The organism is Promicromonospora xylanilytica (assembly GCF_054782895.1).
The window spans coordinates 362850-380866 of the sequence record NZ_BAAGRP010000075.1; the positions used below are offsets into that span (position 1 = coordinate 362850).

General features: G+C 69.5%; 15 protein-coding genes and 1 tRNA gene. 4 read left to right on the top strand and 12 right to left on the bottom strand.

The features are described from left to right. Nucleotides 1-17: 17 nt before the first annotated feature. The 12 genes from ACYVK7_RS25800 to ACYVK7_RS25855 all read right to left on the bottom strand — a co-directional run bounded on the left by ACYVK7_RS25800 (nucleotide 18) and on the right by ACYVK7_RS25855 (nucleotide 14046). Entirely contained in the window at nucleotides 18-1256 is a 1239-nt protein-coding gene (locus ACYVK7_RS25800; protein WP_460890578.1) for an MFS transporter, read from the bottom strand. 187 nt (nucleotides 1257-1443) lie between these two features. Continuing rightward, nucleotides 1444-4041, bottom strand: a complete 2598-nt coding sequence (locus ACYVK7_RS25805; RefSeq protein ID WP_460890579.1) for a CHAT domain-containing protein — start codon at nucleotides 4039-4041, stop codon at nucleotides 1444-1446. 261 nt (nucleotides 4042-4302) lie between these two features. After that, nucleotides 4303-4752, bottom strand: a complete 450-nt coding sequence (locus ACYVK7_RS25810) for a GNAT family N-acetyltransferase (protein WP_460890580.1) — start codon at nucleotides 4750-4752, stop codon at nucleotides 4303-4305. A gap of 735 nt (nucleotides 4753-5487) precedes the next feature. After that, the gene (locus ACYVK7_RS25815) at nucleotides 5488-8085 is read right to left on the bottom strand and encodes a CHAT domain-containing protein (protein WP_460890581.1); all 2598 of its coding nucleotides are present in this window, start codon (nucleotides 8083-8085) and stop codon (nucleotides 5488-5490) included. Between the two features lie 42 nt (nucleotides 8086-8127). Beyond that, nucleotides 8128-9681 carry a S8 family peptidase gene (locus ACYVK7_RS25820; RefSeq protein ID WP_460890582.1) on the bottom strand — a complete coding sequence of 518 codons (1554 nt, stop codon included), beginning with the start codon at nucleotides 9679-9681 and terminating at the stop codon, nucleotides 8128-8130. An 84-nt stretch (nucleotides 9682-9765) separates the two neighbouring features. After that, on the bottom strand, nucleotides 9766-10326 hold the full coding sequence (locus ACYVK7_RS25825; RefSeq protein ID WP_460890583.1) for a hypothetical protein: 561 nt from the start codon (nucleotides 10324-10326) through the stop codon (nucleotides 9766-9768). Further along, nucleotides 10317-10949: an RNA polymerase sigma factor gene (locus tag ACYVK7_RS25830; RefSeq protein WP_460890584.1), complete on the bottom strand. Its 633-nt coding sequence runs from the start codon at nucleotides 10947-10949 to the stop codon at nucleotides 10317-10319. The genes ACYVK7_RS25825 and ACYVK7_RS25830 overlap by 10 nt, the downstream gene beginning before the upstream one ends. A gap of 274 nt (nucleotides 10950-11223) precedes the next feature. Further along, nucleotides 11224-11940, bottom strand: a complete 717-nt coding sequence (gene rplA, locus ACYVK7_RS25835) for a 50S ribosomal protein L1 (protein WP_357465115.1) — start codon at nucleotides 11938-11940, stop codon at nucleotides 11224-11226. Between the two features lie 94 nt (nucleotides 11941-12034). Next, the gene (gene rplK / locus ACYVK7_RS25840) at nucleotides 12035-12466 is read right to left on the bottom strand and encodes a 50S ribosomal protein L11 (protein WP_275004517.1); all 432 of its coding nucleotides are present in this window, start codon (nucleotides 12464-12466) and stop codon (nucleotides 12035-12037) included. Nucleotides 12467-12537: 71 nt separating this feature from the next. Continuing rightward, complete coding sequence (gene nusG, locus ACYVK7_RS25845) at nucleotides 12538-13377, bottom strand: transcription termination/antitermination protein NusG (protein WP_460890585.1); 840 nt, start codon at nucleotides 13375-13377, stop codon at nucleotides 12538-12540. A 246-nt stretch (nucleotides 13378-13623) separates the two neighbouring features. Continuing rightward, nucleotides 13624-13869: a preprotein translocase subunit SecE gene (gene secE, locus ACYVK7_RS25850; protein ID WP_460890586.1), complete on the bottom strand. Its 246-nt coding sequence runs from the start codon at nucleotides 13867-13869 to the stop codon at nucleotides 13624-13626. 101 nt (nucleotides 13870-13970) lie between these two features. Further along, nucleotides 13971-14046: transfer RNA gene (locus ACYVK7_RS25855), tRNA-Trp, on the bottom strand. Between the two features lie 252 nt (nucleotides 14047-14298). On the opposite strand from ACYVK7_RS25855, the gene ACYVK7_RS25860 reads away from it, so the two are divergent. Genes ACYVK7_RS25860 through ACYVK7_RS25875 form a run of 4 tightly spaced genes read left to right on the top strand, consistent with a single transcriptional unit; the run spans nucleotide 14299 to nucleotide 18002 of the window. Beyond that, a complete protein-coding gene (locus ACYVK7_RS25860) occupies nucleotides 14299-15243 on the top strand; it encodes an ABC transporter ATP-binding protein (RefSeq protein WP_460890587.1) in 945 nt (314 codons plus the stop codon). Continuing rightward, nucleotides 15243-16106 carry an ABC transporter permease gene (locus tag ACYVK7_RS25865; protein ID WP_460890588.1) on the top strand — a complete coding sequence of 288 codons (864 nt, stop codon included), beginning with the start codon at nucleotides 15243-15245 and terminating at the stop codon, nucleotides 16104-16106. Before ACYVK7_RS25860 ends, ACYVK7_RS25865 begins: the two co-directional genes overlap by 1 nt. Next, nucleotides 16096-17394, top strand: coding sequence for a sensor histidine kinase (locus ACYVK7_RS25870; RefSeq protein WP_460890589.1), 1299 nt, complete (start codon nucleotides 16096-16098; stop codon nucleotides 17392-17394). The genes ACYVK7_RS25865 and ACYVK7_RS25870 overlap by 11 nt, the downstream gene beginning before the upstream one ends. Then, nucleotides 17391-18002 (top strand): response regulator, encoded by a 612-nt coding sequence (locus tag ACYVK7_RS25875; RefSeq protein ID WP_460890590.1) that lies wholly within the window; start codon nucleotides 17391-17393, stop codon nucleotides 18000-18002. Before ACYVK7_RS25870 ends, ACYVK7_RS25875 begins: the two co-directional genes overlap by 4 nt. Nucleotides 18003-18017: the final 15 nt, after the last annotated feature.

Sequence of the window (18017 nt, forward strand, 5' to 3'; positions counted from 1 at the left end):
GCTGCGAGACGGACATGTCACGAGACAGTGATTCTTCGAATCTGCCGATTCCGCAACGGCAGAGCCATCGCGATGAACATGGCCAGGCCGAAGATGGCTAGACCGGCGGTTGCTGAGGTCGCACCTACGACGACGCCGAACGTGACAGTGCTCAGCGGCAGAAGACACTCATCGCCAACCTGCGCGAGCGCCATCATCCGGCCCGTGTACTCGCCCTTGAGTTGCGCGATGAAGACTGCACCAAGCATCGAAGATGCTGCCCCAGCGCAGAGGCCCATGGTCGACGCGCCAACGTACAAGGTCTCAACACCACCGACACCCAACAAGGCAATAGCCAACCCCTCGACGGCGAAGAGGATGTACGCGAGTCGCGCGGGGTGTTGAGCCTTGAACCGGATCGTAAGTAGGGCGCCGACCGTTGCGCCGATGCCGACCGCGACCCCGACGTATCCCACGACTTCGGCTCCAAGACCCAGTTCCCTAGTACGGAGCGTTATTCCAAGTCCGAGCGGCGGGACGATGAAGACGTTGAGCAGCATCTGCGACAGAACGAGCGTCCTCGTCAGAGGGGCATCTTTCAGGTGTGCGAAGCCGCCGAGAACGCTTCGAAGTATCGATCCCGACTCAACTTTCGCGATCGGGTACCGGAGCCTCAGGCCGAACAACAGGACGAGCAAGACTCCACCGAACGCCGCGATGTTCAGTACCGCGGTTCCCTGGATGGACCAGTACGCAACCACGACGCCACCAGCCGCGGATCCGAACAGTTCGCCCAGTCTGCCGACCGTCTGGTAGACGCCCGTATAGGCCGGCAGATCCGAGGGGTGGACGATCTGACGCGCAATCGTCGCTGCAGCTGGTTCGTACATGGCGTCACAGGCGCCAAGGATCGCAGCGGCAGCGATCAGTAGGGGGTAGGACGGCTCTGCAGCGGTCGAGGCAACCAACACAGCCGCCAGAGCCGACAACTGGCCGACGTTCGACCAGATCAGTACTTGGCGGATGTCGAATCGGTCAGCAAACGTCCCGCCAAACATGAGCAACAGGGCACGAGGTACCGTTCCCGCAGCTACGACAACGCCCGCTGCAGCCGGGCTGCCGACCTGCACAGCAGTCCAAGCGAGACCGATGCTCCAGATCGTGTCGGTGACACCCGACATCGCCCGAGTCACGATCCACAGGTGCGCAAGTTTGTCCCGCTTGAACGGAGGTGAAACCCGTTCGACCTCTGCTGGTTCAGTGGCTTCAGTCGACACGCGGACTTCCTCCGTTTAGCTGCCAACTGGCTCGACCGCAGGGGCCATCACGAACCCCAAACGCGCCAATCTGGACAAGTGCGCATGAGTCTGACGCAGAGCAGTCGAGGGGTCAACCAAGTCCGCGGAGGGAGCGAGTGCCTGATCCCAGCGGTTCAGACCTGACGTGCCGCACTCCCGGTCGTCGTCAGCGCTCCAAGCCCTCCAGGGAGCCGAAGCACACCAGCGGTGCCAGCTCCGGCTCGTCGGCGAGCGCCGCCGCGAGCGCCGCCTCCGGGTCGTCGGTCGCGCGCAGGTGGGCGTGGAAGCGTGGCATCACGCGGGCGGCCACGGCGTCGGAGAGCGGGGCGACTGCCGCGACGACGGCGCGGGCGCCGAGCCGCAGCAGCACGGCGGTGAGCCCGAGCACCTCGCCGCCGACCACCTGGGAGGAGCCGCCGACCTCGCACGCCGAGAGGATGACCACGGATCCCGGCAGCCGTGTGCCGTCGAGCTCGTGGGCGAACAGCGGACCGTCGGCGAGGTCGACGGAGGCGAAGAGGGGGTTGTCGGCGTCGTGCCGGCCGTGGGTCGCGAGGTGCACGACGTCGTGCGTGGCAAGCGCCTCGCGCACGGCGGACGTGGTGGCGTCCGCGCCGGTGAGGACCGTCGCGCCGGGCCAGACGGTGCCGACCGCCCGTACCTCCTGCGCGCCGAGGGTGACGCCGGGGCCGTGGGCGGCGAGGAGGCGGTGCTCCTCCCCCGGCCGCGGGTGGGCTCGTCCCCGCGCCACGTACGACCGCATCGTGGTGCGCTTGCCGCGCCGGGACGGGAGCGCGGTCCAGGGCACCCCGACCAGCGGGTCCCTGCCCACGACGTAGAGGGAGCCCTCGGCCTCCAGCGGCTGGACGAGGAGCCGGTCGATCGCGTCGAGGTTGCGGGTCAGGGAGCGCCGGGCGACGTCGCGCAGCGCCGGGGGTACGAGGTCGTTGGCGCACACCCCGAGGTCGGCGCGGGCGCGCAGCACCCGCTCGGCGACGTCGGCTCCGGGGCACAGGTCCACGATGCGGGTGCCGTGCGCGTCCACGCGGACGCAGCGCAGCACGCCGTCGAACACCAGGAAGTTGGCGACCACGGCGCCGTCGTCGCGGGCGGACAGCAGGCTGCGGACGTCCGCGACGGTGGCGGGGCGCTCCTCGACCGCGGTGGAGTCGTCGCCCGTGCGGTGCCAGGCGCGTTCGCGGGCGGTCGCCAGGAGCCTGCCGGAGCGTTCGAAGAGGTACGAGCGGTCGGCCGCGCTCTCCCGGCTCGTGAGTGTGCGGGCCCGGGCGACGAGGCCGCGGGCCTCCGTGACGAGTGCTCGCACGGCGGGGTCGTCCGGGGCGGCGGCGCCACCCACGCCGGCGAAGGTGGCACGGCCGCGTTCGAGGGCCTCGAACAGCGCGTCGGGCTCGCCGGTCCGGGCGGCGGCCTCGACGTCGGTGCGCTGCAGGTCGACGCCGTGCGCGGCGGCGGCGGTCACGGACTCGACGGAGCCCAGGCCGACGCGGTGGTCGGCCAGCAGCCCGAGGCCCAGTCGCACGGCGGCGACGCCCGCTTCGCGGTCCCCCGATGCGAAGGCGATCTGCGCGAGCACCGTCTGCTGCTGGATCCGGGTGGTGAGCGGAGCGTTGGCCATGCCGTCGGGCAGGTTGTCGAGCACGGCGCGGGCGGCCGCGACGTCGTCGGCCAGGAGGTACCACTGGGCCGCGACGAACCGTGCGGCCAGCCCGGGGTGCTGTCCGAGGAGCGGGTCCACCTCGTCGCCGGCCCGCACCGCTTCGAGCGCGTGCTCGGCGCGGAGGCGCGCGTCGTCCGGCACGGGGACCTCGCCGCGGCGGACCGGCAGCAGGATCGCCTCCAGCTCCGCGACGTGGGCGACCGCTGCTCGCTGCGGGTGGCCGATGCCCGCGTAGTACTGCCGGGCGAAGGCCGCGCCGGCGCGGGCCTCGTCCCAGCGGTGCAGCGCCATGAGGCAGCGGGCGCGGAAGTACTCGGCGTCCGCGCGGTGCTGGGCCCGGCCGGGGAGGACCATGCGGGAGATCGCCTGGGTGAGCACCCGCTCGGCGTCCTCGAGCAGGCCTGCCTCGTAGAGGACGGCGCCGCGGCCGATGTCGAGCACCCCGTCCGCTCGTTCGGGGTCGACGGCACGGGCCGCGGCCATGGCCTGCAGAGCGCCCGGGATGTCGCCGAGCGCGTACCGCACGAAGCCGGTGTTCTGCAGCGCGAGCGACGCGACGCCGGGCAGGTCGGCGCGCATCGCCCGCTCGTGGCAGGCGTCGAAGTCCTGGAGCGCGGCGTCGAGCCGGCCGGTCTCGATCGCCGTCGCACCCCGGTTGAGCAACGCTACCGCGAGGTCGCGCGGGGGCAGCAGCACCGGCTCCGCGAGCACGCGGTCGAAGGCCTTCGTGGCGTCGGCCTGCCGGCCCGCGCGCTGCAGGAGCAGGCCGCGCGTCCCTTCGATGACGGCGGCGAGCATCGCCCTGGACGACGGCGGTGCGGCGTCCGCACGAACATCGGCGTCCTCGAGGAGCGCGAGGGGCTTGTCGAGCGTGTCCTCGACCGCCTGGACGGCGACCGCCTCCCCCGTCAGGGAACGCACGGTGCCCTCGGCCCAGCGCTCGTGGTCCCCGGGGTCGAGGCCGGCGGGGTCGATGCACCGCAGCCGGTCGAGCAGGTCCCGGAACCGGGGCAGAGCGTCGCCGGGCCGCGACCGGGAGTTGAGCTCCCGCGCGACCAGCAGCTCCGCCTCAAGTTCCGGCCACATGGTGCCCCCTCGCCTCTTTGGCGCCGCCACGGGGCGTCAGGCGGGACACGCTAGCGGGTGACGTGCCCTATGTCACCGGCCGATACAACGCTGCAGGTCGGAACTCCAGGACGTCGACAGTCTCAAGTTGAAAAGTCACGTTGAACGGACTGACCGAGGACAGCGCATGTAGCAACCCGCACGCTCCCCGGAAAACTAAACCAGGCCGACTGTCCCATATCCGCCGAGCCCGGTCCATTGCGTCGAGGAGGAGATATGAGTTCAGAACTCCAGCACCATCGTCTCCGCGTCGGCACCGTCCGACTCGTAGTAGCCCTTCTCGACCCCTACGGATCTGAAACCTATCGACTCGTACAACTTCTTGGCACCGAAGTTTTCGATACGCAAATTAAGGCGCATCGACGACGCACCCATGCGACGTGCCTCATCCATCAGCCTTGCCATCATAGCCCGACCGGCACCGATCCGCCGGAACCGCTCCCCCACCCCGATTGTAGTGACGAATACGGTCGAGCCCTCGATATACAACGCACAGTAGCCCGCAAAAGTTGGCCCACTCTCGTTCTCGACTTCGGCCACAAACAGCCGGGTGTCGGGGTGCTCGACCGTCGCTTCAATCGAATCCCGGGACCATCGATCCTCGCCAAAGACGACCTCTTCAAAACTGACCACTTGTCCCAAGTCAACGGGTGCGAACGGGCGAACGGTCACTCTTGTGTCCATGTTTACCTAGTCCTGTACGGAAGTACATACCGGCACGGGACGGCCCTGCACGACCGTCCCGTGCCCCACACATTCGACGATCAGCGTGGGGGTCGGCCCCGTTGCCGAGTGCGACCCACGCCCAATTTGCCAATCCTAGAATCCACCCATGTTCTTGCGACCAAATCCAACGCCGTTCCTGCGCATTGCTACCCCCTTAATGTGGACTGAGTTCTGCCCGGAAACTCCGGACCAAACAGACTCTGCAGGAGAGCGACCGCAAACCCGCCCTCACGACGTGCTGACGTAGAGATCACCGTCCCGCCTGCGCCACGGCCGCGACACCCTTCCGGCCACAGCCGACCTCGGCGTGAACTCGGGCGCGGCGTGAACTCGGGAATGCGTGCTAGCCAGCCCAGAGAGCATAGGCGGTCTCAGACTGCCTGACTTCCTGGCTCAATAGCCGCCCTTGTTCCTGCGCATAGTCACTCCCCTCAGTCAGTTCGAAGCCCGCCAGGCCCGCATGGTGGTGTGCCACAGGACCAGCAGAGCCGATGGACGCATGTCGGTATGAACGGCGTTCTAGAAGCCGCCGTTCTGCCGGCGAGTGAAGCCGCCGTTCTCCCGGCTGATGATGAAGCCACCCTGGTTCTTGCGCATAAGCACTCCCATCGACGTGAGCTCTCAGATACAGAACTCGACATATCGGATGTGAGGGATGCTACGGGCAGTCTTTGGCTCCGGTCAACGATTCGCGAGCCCTTCGACCGAGCTGAAGCAGACCAGCGGGACGGGTTCCGCCACGTCCTTGAGGGCCGCCGCGAGCGCCGCCTCCGGGTCGTCGGTGTCGCGCAGGTGGGCGTGCAGGCGGGGCATGACGCGGGCCGCGAGCTCGTCGGAGAGCTTGGCGACCGAGGCGATGACGGCGCGGGCGCCGAGTCGCAGCAGGACCGACGTCAGGCCGAGCACCTCACCACCGAGCACCTGGGTGGAGCCACCGACCTCGCACGACGACAGGATGACCACCGACCCGGGCAGCGGCGTCCCGTCGAGCTCGTGGGCGAACAGCGGACCGTCCGCGAGGTCGATGCTCGCGAAGAGGGGGTTGTCGGCGTCGTGCTGGCCGTGGGTGGCGAGGTGCACGACGTCGTGCGTGGCCAGAGCGGTACGGACGTGCTCGGTGACGGCGTGCTCCCCGGTCAGAACCGTCGCGCCTGCCCACTGGCGCCCGACGGCGTGGACCTCCTCGGTGCCGTGCTTCACGCCGGGGCCGGCTGCCGCCAGGAGTCGGCGTTTGCCGCTGGGCCGGGCGTGGGTGCGGCCCCGTGCCACGTAGGAGTTGACGGCGGTGCGCAGGCCGGCGCGGGACGGGAGCGCGGTCCAGGGAACGCTGAGCAAGGGCTCGCGGGCGACGACGTAGAGGTCGCCGTGGGCGCGGAGCGGGGCGAGGAGGATGTCGTCGAGGACCTTGAGGTTGCGTTCCAGCGATGACTTGGCAGCGGCGCGGAGCGGCGTAGGGATCAGGTCGTTGGCGGCCATGGCGAAGTCAGCGCCTAGGCGGCGGACGCGTTCGGTGACGTCGTCGGCCGTTCCGAAGTCGATGATCGTCACAGTCCGGGCATCCACTCGAACACATCGCAGGACGCCATCAAGCACCAGGAAGTTGGCAACCACCGCTGCCCCGTCGCCACGACCAACGAGAACGCGGCGCAGCTCATTAGCCGTCACCGGCCGCTGCACACCGCCTGCGTTGCCGGCGTGCCGCCACGAGCGTTCACGCACCTCGTTCTGGATTCGGTGTGCGCGACGGGTGAGCCTTTCACGCTCCCTGGCACCTGTTGCACCCATCTCGCGAGCCTTCGCCAACAGACCGCGTGCCTCGGTCAGGAGCGCCGCAGCCTCTGGGTCGTTCGGCGGGGTGACTCGACCGGTGCCCGCGAACGTCGCGCGGCCTCGCTCCAGCGCGTCGAACAGAGCTGACGGTCTCCCGGTACGAGCGGCGGCGGTGACGTCGATGCGGTTGAGATCGACGCCGTGGGCTGCGGCAGCGGTGACTGATTCGACCGAACCGAGTCGACTCCGGTGGTCCGCGAGCAGACCCAGACCAGCCTGGACCGCCCGGAGCCCCCTGGCACGATCATTCGCGGCGAACGCTAGTTCAGCCTGGGCCGTGTAGTGCTGGATCCGCATCGTCAGCGGTGCGTTCGACATGCCACGCGGGAGTTCTCGCAGCGTGGCGCGCGCAGAGTCGAGATCCTCCGCGTGCAGGAACCACTGCGCAGCGACCAGCCGGGCAGCGTGCCCAGGATGTTGGCCGAGGACCGGCCCGGCTGCATCGCCTTGACGCGCGGCAGTAAGCGACTGTCCTGCTCGACGCCGAGCCAGGCCCCGGGCGACCGGCTCTGCCCGCCGAGCTGGCGCAAGGGCTGCTTCGAGCTCCAGAACGCGCGCGAGCACGGCACGGGGAGCATGACCCGCTGCCTCGAAATGCCGGCGAGCCAGGCGAGCAACGCGCTGCGCCTCATCAAATCGACGCAGCACCAGCAGGCTCCGCGCCCAGTAGTGCTCTGCCTCCGCACGTTCAGGGCGAAGTCTCGACTCGGCGAGTTCGGGGACTGTCTCAGCGAGCATGGTCTCGGCATCCGCGACCAGACCCGCCTCGAAGAGCACCTCTGCACGACCCAGGTTCTCGATCCCACGTGCACCATCCGGGAGCAGGCTGCGCGACTCTTCCATCGCGGTCAGTGCGCCAGGCAGGTCGCCCAGGAGGTGACGCACGTAGCCGATGTTGTGCAAGGCCGATGCCTGGGTCACGCTGCTTCCGGCCAGCGCCGAGCGATCACGAGCCGCTTCGTAGTCGCGCAGGGCATCGTGGAGTTTGCCGGCCTGAGACACGGCGAAGCCTCTGTTCAGATGGTCGATCGCGAAGCTGCGATGGTCATCTGGTGCGTGCGACTTGATCGAGTCGGAGATGTGTCCAGCAGCCTCCGCAAAATTACCCACCCGAAGCAGCAGGACACCCCGTTGTCCGGAGACCAGTCCGACCAGGTTGGGTCTCACCGTCTCTGGTGCACAGGACGCGCTGGCCTCGGCTCGTTCAATATGCGCAGTAGCGGTGTCGAGATCGCCGGAGATACCGAACTCCGCTACCGCTAGCCCGAGCCAGCATCGTGTGGTGAGGCGCGAGTGCTCCTCCTGCGCAGCGCGGTCCGCCGCGTCCGTGGAACGGAGGTCGGACAACAACGCGCGAAACCCTTCGGCGGCCTTCGCCGGTTCGTACTGTGAGTTCCACTTCCTGGCAGCCTCGTAGCGGTTACGCAGTGCTGACAGTCTCGGGTCCACGGTGCGCCTCCAACACGACAAGGCGCCCACGCGCCTAGCAGGTCACCCTGCCATGGCAGGCGCCCTCGCGTACAAGTCGCCGACCGCGGCTACTGCGTTCCATGCTGCCGCTACACGAGCTGAGATGCTCCCATTGAGCCCGTTTCCCCCTACCGCGGCTGTCACTCGTGCGGCAAGAACCGCTCCGGCCAGCTCACCCGCAAGTGTCGGGGCGGCGAACGACGTGCCACTCCACGTGCCGAAACCGCCCACGAAGTTGTCAGGATCGAGCGACTGCCGTAGGCCATCGCCGCTCTTCCACGGCTCCTGCGAGCCATCGAAGGTCGTGGGCATCGAGCTCACGACACGTACGCCGTTCCGGACGGCTGTCACCCACGGACCATCGTTGCTGAAATCGGCGAGCGAGCCGTCCGGGTTCATCGCGGTGACGGCCAGCAGAGGGGTGTAGTCCGGTCGAAGGTCCGAAGGGTCACGCGGCACGGCCCCTGCTTCCGTGCGATAGACCTTCGGTGCCCATGCCGCCGGGTACGTCGGCCTGGCAGAGCCGTCGTTACCCGCCGAGAGCACGACCAGGACCCCCACCCGGCGAAGATCACGCAGGCGGCCTCGCAGGACACCCTCGTAGTCGTCATCGTCCTCGGGGTGCTCGGCATAGAACCCGGCGCTCAGCACGACCACATCGACGGGGTGGAACCCTTCCTGACCGGCAACGCCGCGCAGGTGGTACTCAAGGAGCTTCTCGAGCGTACGTGCCAGGTCCCATTCGCTGACTCGACCGTCGCCACCGAACACGCGAACAGGCAGGATTGCCGCGTCGGGACATACCTGGTGGACAACCCCCGCAACGAAGGTTCCGTGCCCCGCGTAGGTGTCGAGCTCGTCCGCGCGATCGCGACGGCGACCACGTACCTCGCAGTCATAGAGTGGCTCGTCCTCGGCACTCGTGCCGATCGGCTCCCCGTCTACCGTCGCATCGCGGATCACGACGGTACCTGGCTCCTCGAACCACGGGTGCGCGCCGATACCGGAGTCCAAGACGGCAATGACAGGTCGGGCAGCCCCTTCCGCGGTGACGAACGGTGTGGTGCCTTCACCGTGGGCACGCAGGGGAGCCGGTCCCAGAAAACTTGCGGGCGAACGGGTCCCAGGAGGGCCGTGCGGCTCCCACTTCTGGTGACCAAGTACGAGGTGGTCCAGCGAAACACGCGGACGGTCGTCATCACCCAGTACCTCGGCGACCTCATCCATGAGGTCCCACGCGTCAGCTTCCCCGACGCTGCTCTCGTTCCCCGTCACCTGGAACGCCACACCGTGTCGCGCGTCCAGCAAGCTCTCCCCCTCCCGAGATGCTCCCGGGTGCAGGGCGACCTCCTCCAGGGCAAGGCCACGCGCCCGTGCGCGATCACGCAAGGCGACCAGCACGGCGTCGTCGCCGTCGGGCCGCCCACGCACGATCAGGCGGTTCGCTACGTACTGGGTTGGCCTGACCCGCCCGCCTCGCCGCGACGTGACCTCCGCCGGGTCCAGGTCTCTCGCCGGACGCCACATCCCGGCGTGGTCCCGGACGCGCATTCCCTCGGGCATGGGCTCACTCACAGCAGTACCTCTCCATCGATAGACGCACTCGGCCGACCTTGCCGCGCCCCCTCGGCAGGGTCAGGGTTCCAACAGTTCAGAAGTTCAGAGCTCGATCACCGGCGTGCTCACGGCGCCGCCACCGCCGTCGGTCCGGCGGACCACGAGGCTCGCGCGCCCGCGTTCGACGGAGTCGAAGGCGAACCGACCGTCCTCGTCGGAGGCGACAGTGACCACGTCGACCCCCGGGCGGTGCAGCTCCACGTCCAGGCCGGCCGCTGGAGCGGCCCACCCGTCGATCCGTACCCGCCCGCCGGCGGACGGGGACAGGCTGATCATGACGGTCAGCGAGTCGTGCGTGAAGGTGATCGTCTTGGCCTCGGCCGGCGCCGTGTCGTCGGCGCGCGCTGCAGCGGCGGCCCCCCGGACGCCCGCGAGCGGCGCGTCGAGGTAGACGGCCTCCATGAGGTCGGCCTCCAGGCCGGCCAGGGTGATCGCGAACAGCGACCGCTCGACGAGGTCGCTCGGCACCGGGTCAACCGCCTCGACCAGATGGGCAAGACGGGTGAGCACGGTTCCGTCGTCCGCGTCGATCCTGCCCTTCGGGTCGAACGAGAGGTCCCCCATGGCCTCTTCGTCCTTGTTCGGATCCGGCGTCAGGTCCACGAGAAGTCCCCCTGCTCGTCGAGGATGGTGCGCAGCTTTGCCAAGCAGCGTCCACGGGTCGAGCCGATGGAACCCATCGGCATTCCGATCGCCGCCGAGATGTACCGGTAGTCCGGCCGGTCGGCGAGCGAAACCAGACGCAGCAGCTCTTGGCAGCGTCCGGGAAGTTTCTGGAGCGACGTCCACAGGATGCGGTCGCGTTCGTCGCGCAGCACCTCGGCATCCGGCAACGGGTCCTTCGAGGGGAGCGCGGTCGGGTGCTCCGGGCTGTCGTCCGGGAGCTCGGTGCGGCGCTTCTCGTCGTCGCGATGCTTGCGCACGGCCTCCCAGGCGGCGCGCTTCGCCGTGACCAGGAGCCACTTCAGCACGGCCTTGGGCTCCGCGATGGAGTCGGCGTGCCGCACGAGCGCCACCCAGGTGCTCTGCACGACGTCCTCGGCGGCATCAGGCTCGACGCCCTGCGCACGGACCGTGTGCCACAGCAGCGGCGTCGCCTCGCGGACCAGTTCACCGAGTGCCTGGTGGTTGCCCTCGCGGTACTCGGTCAGGGCGATCGCAGCGCGATCGCCGAGCGTGAGCCCGGACCCGTCGACGTCGGGCAGGGCCTCCCTTGATCCTGTCATTGCACCACGGGATTCTCTGCTGGCGGATGTTTCCATGTCCAGTACCGGACGTGGACCACTTGGACCAGCCGAGTCTACGGCCGAGACCGCGGATCCGGGGAGGTAGAAAACTGTGCCCATCAGGCACTCCTCCCTCCTCGACGCGCGTCGGCACCGTGCCGCTCATCAGACAAGAGGGGCGAACACCCGGTTCGATACATCCCGCCGAACACAGATCAAAAAGGCCCGCACCCCCGAGGGGATGCGGGCCTTCTCGCGCTCAGGAGCGCTCGGTTCAGGCCGAGACGTCGTCCAGGAGCTTGGTGGTCTTGCTCTGGTCCAGCGGGATGCCGGGGCCCATCGTCGTGGTCATGGTCGCCTTGCTGATGTAGCGGCCCTTCGAGGACGACGGCTTGAGGCGCAGGACCTCGTCGAGCGCGGCCGCGTAGTTCTCCAGCAGCTGGGTCTCCGAGAAGGAGGCCTTGCCGATGATGAAGTGCAGGTTCGCGTGCTTGTCGACGCGGAACTCGATCTTGCCGCCCTTGATGTCGGCGACAGCCTTCGCCACGTCCATCGTCACGGTGCCGGTCTTCGGGTTCGGCATGAGACCACGGGGGCCCAGCACCTTACCGAGACGACCGACCTTGCCCATGAGGTCCGGCGTGGCGACAGCGGAGTCGAAGTCCGTGTAGCCGGCGGCCACCTTCTCGATCAGCTCGTCGCCACCGACCTCGTCGGCACCGGCCGCGCGGGCCTCCTCCGCCTTGGCGGCGTTGGCGAACACGATGACCTTGGCGGTCTTACCCGTGCCGTTCGGCAGGTTGACCGTGCCGCGGACCATCTGGTCCGCCTTGCGCGGGTCGACGCTCAGCCGGAACGCGACCTCGACGGTCGCGTCGTACTTGACGGTGGCGGTCTCCTTGGCGAGACGGATCGCGTCCAGCGGCGCGTAGACCGAGTCGCTGTCGATCTTCTCCGCGGCGGCGAGGTACGCCTTGCTGCGCTTTGCCATGTTTCTCTCCTCTTGTGGTCGTAGCGGGCCGGATGGCCCTGCCACTTGCGGTGGCCGACGACGTCCGCCGGTCACCTTGGTCTGACGGGTCTCGTCACTCCGAGACGGTGATGCCCATCGAGCGGGCGGTGCCCGCGATGATCAGCGATGCGGCCTCGAGGTCGTTCGCATTGAGGTCCGGCAGCTTGGTCGTCGCGATCTCGCGGACCTGGTCCTTGGTGATCGAGGCGACCTTGACCGTGTGCGGCGTCGCGGAGCCCTTGGGGACACCGGCAGCCTTCTTGATCAGCTCGGCGGCCGGCGGGGTCTTGGTGATGAAGGTGAACGAGCGGTCCTCGTACACCGTGATCTCGACCGGGATGACGTTGCCGCGCTGCGACTCGGTCGCGGCGTTGTACGCCTTGCAGAACTCCATGATGTTCACGCCGTGCTGACCCAGCGCGGGGCCGATCGGCGGAGCCGGCGTCGCGGCGCCGGCCTGGATCTGCAGCTTGATGAGGCCGGAGACCTTCTTCTTCGGGGGCATGCTTGTCTACCTTCTGTTCGGTTGGGCCGACGCCGTGGGCGATGACCCGGTTGCAAGTGCCGGGGACGAACTCAGATCTTGGCGACCTGGTTGAACCCGAGCTCGACCGGGGTCTCCCGGCCGAAGATGGAAACGAGGACCTTGAGCTTCTGGGCCTCGACGTTGATCTCGGAGATCGAGGCGGGCAGCGTGTCGAACGGACCGTCGGTCACGGTCACCGACTCGCCGACCTCGAAGTCCACGTGGACCGGGGCCTTGCCACCGGTCGACGCGCCACCGGAGGCGGCCGGCTGACCGGCCTGCGACGGCTGCGGCAGCATCGACGGCGCGAGCATCGAGTAGATCTCGTCGAAGCTCAGCGGCACCGGCTGGTGCGTGTGCCCGACGAAGCCCGTGACACCCGGCGTGTGCCGGACGGCGCCCCACGACTCGTCGGTCAGGTCCATGCGCACGAGGACGTAACCCGGGATCCGGACCCGGCTCACGATCTTCTTCTGCGCGTTCTTGATCTCGGCGACCTCTTCCATCGGCACCTCGACCTGGAAGATGTAGTCCTCCATGTTGAGGCTCTGGATGCGGTTCTCGAGGTTGGTCTTCACGCGCTTCTCGTAGCCCGCGTACGAGTGGATGACGTACCAGTCGCCCAGCTGGGTGCGGAGGGTTCGCTTGAACTCCTCGACCTCGTCCACGATGACGTCGCCGTCTGCGTCGACGGTGCGCTCGTCCGTGGCGTCGCCCTCGTCCGTGGACTCGGCGTCGCTCTCGTCCGTGGTCTCGGCGTCGGTGTCGGCCGCAGTCTCGGCGTCCGCAGGCACGTCAACGTTCTCGGCGTCCAGGGGCGCGTCGACGGCCGCATCGTCGCCGTCGGACGGCGAGGCGTTCTCCGTCTGGTCCAGAGAGTCCTGGGACACGAAACGAACCTGCTTTCTCTTCGTGCGCCGGGCTGCACCCGGCACGGGTGTGCGTACCTCTACGAGCTGTGTTCGCCCATTGTCGCGCGAAAATGCCGCGAAGGGACAATCAGCAACAGGCGAGAACGATCACAGCGAAGTACTGCGCAGCGTGCCCCATCTGCTTGTCCGGCGCACCCGGACCGGCGCCGACCTGCGGTCGGGGCCTTCTACGGACGCGTCAGCGTGCCGTCGCGGAAGCGTCGATCAGCCGAAGACCCAGCCCGCGAGCATGCCGAACGCGTAGTCCAGCGCCACCACGAAGATCATGACGACGACCAGGAAGACGAGCACGACGGACGTGTACGTCATGAGCTCGGAGCGCGTCGGTGCGACGACCTTCTTGAGCTCGGCCACCACCTGGCGCACGAAGAGCGCGATTCGGGCGAAGATGTTGCCGCCGCCCCTGCTCGGACGCTCCGCGGCGCTCTGGATCACCTCGGTGTCGCTCACTGCTACCCCACTCCTGTGGCCCGGCGCGCCGGGCGGCGCGGACTGGCTTTCCAGGTCCACTCACGTGGGCCCGCTGCGCGCGGCCCCGCTGGGGTTCACGCTGGCAGGGTAGACAGGACTCGAACCTGCAACCTGCGGTTTTGGAGACCGCTGCGCTACCAATTGCGCCACTACCCTTTGTGGTCAATGCTGCTGCCACGCACCGCCGCACGCCTCGGAGAGGCACGCCGCATCACGTGAGCATCAATCACCGAGGCACAACTGTACGGTAACCACGGCCGTAGGTCGAACCCGTCCCGAGCAGCGGCGTCAGGCCTTCCGTACGGTCGGCCTCGCACGAGCCAGGACCGCTGTCCACCGAACGATGGACAGCAGGTGCAGCCGAACGGGCGTCCCGCGGACAGGGCCTGCCGGAGCATGCTCGACGGCATGCAGACCTCCGACCCACTGGCCGTGCGAGTACGGGGCCTCCGCAAGCGGTACGGCAACCCCCGCACGGGCTACAAGGACGCCGTCGCGGGCCTTGATCTCGACGTCTCCCCCGGCGAGATCGTGGCGGTCCTCGGCCCGAACGGCGCGGGCAAGACCACCACCGTCGAGATTCTCGAGGGCTTCCGTGACCGGGACGGCGGCGAGGTGCGGGTGCTCGGCGAGGACCCGCGCGAGGCCGGCCGCGCCTGGCGGGCCCGTATCGGCGTCGTCATGCAGGACTCCCGGGACATGAGCGAGCTCACCGTGCTGGAGAAGGTGCGGGCCACCGCCGCGTCCTACCCCGACCCGCGCGACCCCGCCGAGGTCATCGACGCCGTCGGGCTCGCGGGCAAGGCCAGGGCGCGCACCCGCGGGCTGTCCGGCGGGCAGCGGCGGCGGCTCGACGTGGCGCTCGGGATCGTCGGCCGGCCCGAGCTGCTGTTCCTGGACGAGCCCACCACCGGGTTCGACCCGCAGGCACGGCGGTCGTTCTGGGACCTCGTCCTGAGCCTGCGCGACGGCGGCACCACGATCCTGCTCACCACCCACTACCTGGACGAGGCGGCCCAGCTGGCGGACCGCGTCGTCGTGGTGCGAGACGGCGTGGTGGTCGCCTCGGGCACGCCCGACACCCTGGGCGGGCCCGAGGCCCGCACCCCCGTGGTTGCGTGGGACGACGGCGGCGTGCGCCGGACCGAGCGGACGGACCACCCGACGGCCGCCGTCGCCCGGCTGATCTCGGCGGCCGGCCCCGACCACGAGGTGCCCGGCCTCTCGATCACCCGGCCGACGCTCGAGGACGTGTACCTGTCGCTGATCGGCGAGCACCCGGCCGACGATGCGCCCTCGACCGGCCGCGAAACCGACACCAACGGCAGCGACGACAGCAAGGAGGCGGCGTGATGAGCGCGACGACGACCACGAGGTCCGGCACGGCGGCACCGCCCGCACAGCGGCTGCCGGGCACGCTGCGGCAGGGGCTGGTGCGCGCCGGCGTCGAGCTGCTCCAGTTCGTCCGCGAGCGCGACTCGGTGGTCTTCGGGTTCGCCTACCCGATCCTCATGCTCGCGATCTTCTCGACGGTCTTCGCCGACGACGACCCCATCGTGGCCGACGGCGTGACCGTCAGCTTCGCGCAGTACTTCCTGCCGGGCATGGTGGCGACCGGGGTCATGCTCTCGACCTTCCAGACGCTCGCGATCTCGATCGCCGTCGAGCGGGACGACGGCACCCTCAAGCGCCTCCGTGCCACGCCGCTGCCCGCGACGTCGTACTTCCTGGGCAAGGTGTTCCTGTCGCTGGTCACCGTGCTCGTGCAGACCGCACTGCTGCTCGCGGTGGCAGCGCTCGTCTTCGACGTCCCGCTGCCGGACGAGGCCGGGCAGTGGGCCACGTTCGCCTGGGTGTTCGTGCTCGGCACGGCGGCCGGGGCAGTCTGCGGCGTCGCGTACTCGTCGGTGCCGAGCTCCGGCAGGTCCGCGAGCGCCGTCGTCGTCACGCCGGTGCTGCTGCTGCAGTTCACGTCCGGGGTGTTCTTCCCGGTGAGCCAGCTGCCGGGCTGGATGCTCGACCTCTCGTCGCTGTTCCCGCTCAAGTGGATAGCGCAGGGCATGCGCTCGGTGTTCCTGCCGGACACCTTCGCGGCCGCGGAGCCGTCGGGGGCCTGGCAGCACGGTGCGACGGCTGCTGTACTTGCGGCATGGCTGGTGGTCGCGCTCGTGGTCGGCGCTCGTACGTTCCGGTGGCGCCGGCACGATGACGGCTGAGCGGAGCCCGGTGACCGGGGCGGACACGGAGGACGCCGGAGCGCTGTCCGAGAACGGGTCCGGCCCCGACTACGACCTGGAGCGTCTGTACGCCGGGTGGGGGCACCAGGTGCGGTGGTGGGACGCCGCGTTCGGCGTGATCATCGCGCTGACCACGGTCGCGGTGGTGCTGGAGGGCACCCGGGGTGTGCATCTCGCGGTCGCCTGCACGGCGATGGCCGCGATCGTCGTGGCCTATCTGCTGTGGGGCGCTCGGGCGGCGCGGACGCGGGACCAGCGGCTGGCCCTGCTGTATCTCGTGGTGGTGGTCGTCGGCACCGGCGTGACCGTCTCCCAGGCCGGTGTCGCGTCGCTGCTGCTGTTCATCGCGTTCGCCCAGGTGTGGATGCTGCTGGAGTCGATACGGCACGGCATCCTCGGCTGCGTCGCGCTCGCCGCCTCGACGTCGGTCGGGATCCTGGCGCAGTACGACTTCGACCTCGCGATCATGGGCGAGGTCGTGCCGCAGATGCTGGTCACGCTCGTGTTCGCGATCGGGCTGGGGCTGTGGTTCCACGTCGCGATGGGGCGCGCCGAGCAGCATGTGCGGCTGCTCGGCAAGCTGCACGTGGCGCAGACCCAGCTGGCGCAGACCAGCCACGAGGCCGGGGTGCTCGCGGAGCGTGAGCGCCTCGCGCGCGAGATCCACGACACGCTCGCCCAGGGGTTCACGAGCGTTGTCATGCAGGCGCAGGCGGCGTCGGCGGCGCTCGACGTGGGCGACGACGGCGCCGCACGGGACCGGCTGCACGTCATCGAGGAGACCGCGCGCGACAACCTTGCCGAGGCCCGGGCCCTGGTCGCGGCGTTCGCGCCGGTGGCGCTGCAGGACGCGTCCCTCCCCCAGGCGTTGGGCCGGCTCGGGAGCCGGTTCGCCGAGGAGACCGGCCTGACCGTCGACGTCGGGACCGCCCAGGTCGGGGCGCTGTCGCCCGCGGTCGAGGTGGTGCTGCTGCGGGCCGCCCAGGAGGCGTTGGCGAACGTGCGGCGGCACGCGCGGGCGCGGGCCGTCGTCGTGCGGCTGGGGCAGGCGGAGGGGGAGGTCACGCTCACGGTGGCCGACGACGGGACGGGGATCGGCGCGGACGTCGCGGACGGTTTCGGCCTGGCGGGCATGCGGGAGCGCGTTCGTTCGGCGGGCGGCACCCTGGCCGTGGGTCCGGGGGACGACGGCGGCACCATGCTGTGCGCGCGGGTGCCCGTGGACGGGCAGGTCGACGGACGACCGGACGAGGGGGTGGCGGGATGATCCGCGTGCTGGTGGTGGACGACCATCCGGTGGTGCGGTCGGGACTGGTGGGCATGCTCGCCGTCGAGGACGATCTCGAGGTCGTGGGCGAGGCCGCCGACGGGCGCGAGGCGGTGGCGCTGGCCGCGTCGCTGCGGCCGGACGTCGTGCTCATGGACCTGCGCATGCCCGTGCTCGACGGTGTCGCCGCGACGGCGGGCATCGTGGGCACCGGGCCGCGGGTCGTCGTGCTGACGACCTATGACACCGACGGCGACATCCTGCGTGCGGTCGAGGCGGGGGCTACCGGGTACCTGCTCAAGGACACGCCACGTGCCGAGCTCGTCGCGGGTGTCCGGGCGGCGGCCCGCGGCGAGACGGTGCTGGCCCCCAGCGTGGCGACGCGCCTGGTCAGCTCCGTGCGCACGGCCGCGGAGCGGCCCTCCGCACGGGAGACCGAGGTGCTGGCGCTGGTGGCGCTCGGCCGGTCGAACGCGGAGGTCGGGCGCGAGCTGTCCATCTCGGAGGCGACCGTCAAGACGCACCTCATCCGGGCGTTCGCCAAGCTCGGCGTCGCCGACCGGACCGGCGCCGTGACCGTGGCCAGGGCGCGCGGCTGGATCACCTGAGCGGCTGACCGACGG

What these genes read in the sequence shown, in the direction of transcription:
- rplK (WP_275004517.1), bottom strand. Translation starts at nt 12,466, where the DNA reads ATGCCCCCGAAGAAGAAGGTCTCCGGCCTCATCAAGCTGCAGATCCAG.
- ACYVK7_RS25830 (WP_460890584.1), bottom strand. Translation starts at nt 10,949, where the DNA reads ATGACAGGATCAAGGGAGGCCCTGCCCGACGTCGACGGGTCCGGGCTC.
- ACYVK7_RS25870 (WP_460890589.1), top strand. Translation starts at nt 16,096, where the DNA reads ATGACGGCTGAGCGGAGCCCGGTGACCGGGGCGGACACGGAGGACGCC.
- ACYVK7_RS25860 (WP_460890587.1), top strand. Translation starts at nt 14,299, where the DNA reads ATGCAGACCTCCGACCCACTGGCCGTGCGAGTACGGGGCCTCCGCAAG.
- ACYVK7_RS25865 (WP_460890588.1), top strand. Translation starts at nt 15,243, where the DNA reads ATGAGCGCGACGACGACCACGAGGTCCGGCACGGCGGCACCGCCCGCA.
- ACYVK7_RS25805 (WP_460890579.1), bottom strand. Translation starts at nt 4,041, where the DNA reads ATGTGGCCGGAACTTGAGGCGGAGCTGCTGGTCGCGCGGGAGCTCAAC.
- ACYVK7_RS25875 (WP_460890590.1), top strand. Translation starts at nt 17,391, where the DNA reads ATGATCCGCGTGCTGGTGGTGGACGACCATCCGGTGGTGCGGTCGGGA.
- rplA (WP_357465115.1), bottom strand. Translation starts at nt 11,940, where the DNA reads ATGGCAAAGCGCAGCAAGGCGTACCTCGCCGCCGCGGAGAAGATCGAC.